Raw genomic sequence first — 2764 nt, forward strand, 5'->3', positions numbered from 1 at the left:
GGGGTTTAAACCCCACCGTTGCTTCACCCGCGCTCCTGCGCGACAACAACGGTCGGTCTCTGGTTGCCGCTGGATGAAAGGCGGGGGTCACGTCACTACGGCTACGGCTACGGCTACAGCCACGGCTGCAGCTACGGCTGCGGCTGCGCACGCAGCACCGCTGACCACACAGTCCATGCTCGCCTCGCAGCCGTCGCGCAGTACCGCGCGACGCGGCCGATCACCGCGGCGTTGCCATCTCCAGGCCCGGCTTGCCGGGCGCGCGCGACCGGATGCCCAGGAACAGCAGTGCGGTGATGCGGTTTCGGATCAGCACCTCGCCCATGATGATCGGCCCGATCAGCCCGGCACCAAGACCGCCGGCAAAATAGAACAATACCGGCATGACGGGCGCAATCTTTTGCAGCGCGATCCGCGTCCCCGCCGCAAACAGGACGTGAAACAGGAATATCGGATAGGATTTGCCGCCAATCCACGCCAGCCACGACACCCGCGCCCGGATCGACACCGCCAACAGGCAGATCGCCAGCCCGGCGGTATAGCCGATCATCGACCCCATGAGGCTGTGGCCGGCGGCATCGGCGTTGATGCCAACCAGCATCAGGCCCAACACGCCGATCATAAGCAATACCCGGCCCGGCAGCGTATCCAGTCCGCGTACCCCCTGCAGCAGGTCATGCCGACGCATGAAGAGCCCCAGCAGGAAATAGGGCGCGAGGTAAACGGCTTTCCCGGCCGAAAAGACGTCGGGCTGCCACGCGGATACCAGCGGATAGAAATATCCGATCGGTACCAGCGCCAGCGCATAGGGGGCAAGATCGCGGCCTGGCAGGAGCAGGCTGACGGTCAGGATCGCGACCATCAGGACGAACGTCGCCTGCAGATACCAGAACTGATCGTACGAGAAGAAGAAGATCTGCCACAATGGCGGCGTCGCATTGTGGAGCACGAGCGACTGGATGCACCAGGACAGCGCGCTTACCGATGCCATCGGTACCAACAATCGTCTGGCCTTCGCCAGGACCTTGCCCCGCCAGGCACCGGCATTCGGCACGAACGATGCGAAGACCGTCCCCGAGATAAAGGCGAACAGCGGCATCCGTACGACGTGGAGCGCATGATTGGCGATCGACAGCCAATGGTCCGCGGGCAGCCGTAGCCCCCGGATCGGGCTGTCGCCGACAACGTGAAACGCCACCAGCAAAAGGCAGGCGAACCCCCGCAGCGTCTCGAGATATTCGATCCGCGACGTACCGCGCCGTTCCGCACCCACGGTCTTCGACCCTGTCATACCGCTCATCGACGACGGACCGTCTTGGCGGCGTATGCGCGAATGGTTGCGAGCTCATCGCTGTCGGGTCGGTAGGACAGGCTGAACCGGGCGAATCTGGCGAGCATCGCGGGCAGGCTGCGGGTCCCCAAAACGCTGCGGAAGGCCAATTCTCGACGGACGCCGGGCGTGTCGCCGAACGCCGCCAGAATTGCCTGGCGCAAGGGGGGCCATTGCTCGGCCAGGTCCGTACCGGACGCGGGCTCTAGTCGGGCGCCATGGTTGCAGAACGGGGTCGGATCGCAATACGCCACGCCCCGCGTTGCCGCGACCAGCGCCATCAGGTGACGCGAGATGTCCAGCGACAGCTCCATCTGGCGTTGAAAGCCGACCGAACTCGTATTGCCGCCATGCCAGCGGTACAGCACGAGCTGCTCCGCCACGGTGGCGCACAGCCCTTCGATCGCGAGTTGGCCGAACATCAGATAATCCTCGACCAGCGTCGCCACCGTCATTGGCGCGGGGCCTCCGGATGGCGTGAGGAAGGTCTTGCCGTAGCGCGCGCCGGCCTTGTCGAGCGCGAGACGTCGCAGCATCACGGTGGGCTGCGCGATCGGGTTGCTGAAGAGCGCCGCCACCGCGAGCCGGTCCGGATCGCTTGGCAGCTTGCGCGTGCCTAGTGGTTTTAGCTGGGTATCGACGGTGACGTAATTGCTGCCGACGAGAACGAGATGGGGCCGGCGCTCCATCTCGGCCAGCAGCACCGCGATCCGCTCGGGCACCGACAAATCGTCGGCATCGTGGAGCAGGACGAACGGTGCATCGCTCCGATCGAAGCCCGCATTGCGGACATCCGACAGCGTCATGGCAGGACCACAATCTTGACGCTGTACGCGACGATCCTCCCCCCCCAGCTGATCAATGATCTCCCCGGTCGCATCGGTCGACGCATGATTCAGGACGATCAACCGCCAGTCGCGCTCGGTCTGCACCATCATCGATCGGATGGCGTCCTCGACAAATGCTTCCCCGTTTCGCACGGGCATAACGACATCAACGCGCGCCATGTGTTGCTCCAGTAGGTTCGGGACGGCGCCCGTTGGTCGGGCACTTATTGGTGTAAAGAGCCGTTGTAAATGCGGGTGTTATGCGACGGTTATGCAAAGCGGCGTCGGATGATTAGCTCGGATCTCGAAAGAGAATATGGCGCGGGACCTGAAACACCCGCAGGATTTATTGAATTTGATCTCGCTCGGTTTCGCGGACGGACGAGGTGGGGCAATCGTCGGTGGCTCGGTTTGCCCTGACCTGCGATGTTCGAAGACTGCCTGCATATATCGATACAGAAACGCCAACGGCCCCGGAGCTTGCGCTACAGGGTTGGGAGTGTCGTAGAATTTGGTTGCGGGGACAGGATTTGAACCTGTGACCTTCAGGTTATGAGCCTGACGAGCTACCGGGCTGCTCCACCCCGCGACATTCGCGTTAGCGAAG

Annotated in this window: 2 protein-coding genes and 1 tRNA gene; all 3 read right to left on the reverse strand. The window is 63.2% G+C overall.

Going from position 1 to position 2764, the window contains the following annotated elements; translation table 11 throughout:
- Nucleotides 1-220: 220 nt before the first annotated feature.
- The 3 genes from C8J46_RS20590 to C8J46_RS20600 all read right to left on the reverse strand — a co-directional run bounded on the left by C8J46_RS20590 (nt 221) and on the right by C8J46_RS20600 (nt 2746).
- Nucleotides 221-1300: an acyltransferase gene (locus C8J46_RS20590; protein WP_132742548.1), complete on the reverse strand. Its 1080-nt coding sequence runs from the start codon at nt 1298-1300 to the stop codon at nt 221-223.
- The gene (locus C8J46_RS20595; protein ID WP_132742549.1) at nt 1297-2337 is read right to left on the reverse strand and encodes a glycosyltransferase family A protein; all 1041 of its coding nucleotides are present in this window, start codon (nt 2335-2337) and stop codon (nt 1297-1299) included. The genes C8J46_RS20590 and C8J46_RS20595 overlap by 4 nt, the downstream gene beginning before the upstream one ends.
- Before the next feature lie 332 nt (nt 2338-2669).
- A tRNA-Met gene (locus C8J46_RS20600) sits at nt 2670-2746 on the reverse strand.
- Nucleotides 2747-2764 lie beyond the last annotated feature (18 nt).

It is taken from the genome of Sphingomonas sp. PP-F2F-A104-K0414, from assembly GCF_004340945.1.
In the GTDB taxonomy this organism is placed as follows: Bacteria; Pseudomonadota; Alphaproteobacteria; order Sphingomonadales; family Sphingomonadaceae; genus Sphingomonas.

Excerpts from the sequence above, each read along its gene's own strand:
- C8J46_RS20590 (WP_132742548.1), bottom strand. The coding sequence starts at position 1,300 with ATGAGCGGTATGACAGGGTCGAAGACCGTGGGTGCGGAACGGCGCGGT.
- C8J46_RS20595 (WP_132742549.1), bottom strand. The coding sequence starts at position 2,337 with ATGGCGCGCGTTGATGTCGTTATGCCCGTGCGAAACGGGGAAGCATTT.